Raw genomic sequence first — 1,357 nt, 5'->3', positions numbered from 1 at the left:
AGATCCTGGTCGCCGGAGATCACCGTCGAGCGGGGACCGTTGACCGCCGCCACCCCTACCAGATCGGTGTGCCCGGCGAGCAGCTCCTGCGCCTCGACGTCGCTGGCGGTCAACGCCACCATGGCCCCACCAGCAGGTAGCGCCTGCATCAGGCGACCCCGCGCGGCTACCACCGCCACCGCATCAGCCAGATCCCACACCCCAGCCACATACGCCGCACTCAACTCACCAATCGAATGCCCGGCCAGATACTGCGGGGCCACCCCCCACGAGTCGAGCAGCCGATACAACGCCACCTGCACCGCGAACAACCCCGCCTGCGTATACACCGTCTGATCCAGCAACCGCGGCTCGCCCGCGACCACATGCCGCAACGGCCGCTCAAGATGCTGGTCGAAGTACGCGCACACCTCATCGAACACTTCCGCGAAGACCGGATACGCCTCATACAGGCCCTGGCCCATCCCGAGCCGCTGGCTACCCTGCCCGGAAAACACCACCGCCAACCGACCAGACCCCGCAACCCCCGTCACCACCCCCGGCGCCTGAACACCCGTAGCCAGCGCTTGCAACCCGTCCACCAACACCGACCGATCCTGACCGAGCACCACACCCCGATGCGTGAACACCGACCGGGCCGCCAACGCCCGCCCCACCACGACCGAATCCACCTCAGGCCGGTCAGCCACAAACCCCGCCAACCGCTGCGCCTGCGCCCGCAACGCCACCTCAGACTTGGCCGACAACAACCACGGCACCACCCCACCGGCCGGCGACGGGGCCTGCGGCTTCTGGCTCGAGCCCGCCCGGTCGGCCGGTGTGCCCTGCAGCGGCTCGAACGGTTCAGCCTCCTGCAGGATCTGGAGCGGTTCGGCCTCTTCGAGGATGAGGTGGGCGTTGGTACCGCTGATCCCGAACGACGACACCCCAGCCCGCCGCGGCCGACCGTTGACCGGCCACGATGTCGCCTCGGTCAGCAACCGCACCGATCCCGCCGACCAGTCCACGTGAGATGACGGGGCGTCCACGTGCAGTGTCCTGGGCATCAACCCGTGCCGCATCGCCAGGACCATCTTGATGATCCCGGCGACGCCTGCGGCCGCCATGGTGTGACCGATGTTCGACTTCACCGACCCCAACCGCAACGGCTGCCCCGCCGGCCGGTCCTGACCGTACGCGGCGATCAGCGCCTGCGCCTCGATCGGATCACCCAGGGTGGTGCCCGTGCCGTGCGCCTCCACCACATCCACGTCGCCCGGCGACAACCGCGCGTTGGCCAACGCCTGACGGATCACCCGCTGCTGCGACGGCCCATTCGGAGCACTCAAACCATTCGACGCACCATCCTGATTGACCG

Annotated in this window: 1 protein-coding gene; it reads right to left on the bottom strand. The window is 68.6% G+C overall.

What is annotated here, in order from left to right; genetic code table 11:
* Nucleotides 1–1,357 (bottom strand): acyltransferase domain-containing protein (locus ACLQ2W_RS33775; protein ID WP_425791940.1); only part of this gene is annotated, 1,357 nt, incomplete at both ends.

This window comes from Micromonospora sp. DT227 (genome assembly GCF_049841835.1).
Lineage (GTDB): Bacteria > Actinomycetota > Actinomycetes > Mycobacteriales > Micromonosporaceae > Micromonospora.
Note: the sequence above shows the minus strand (reverse complement) of the source record. Positions and strands in the feature narration are given on the sequence as shown.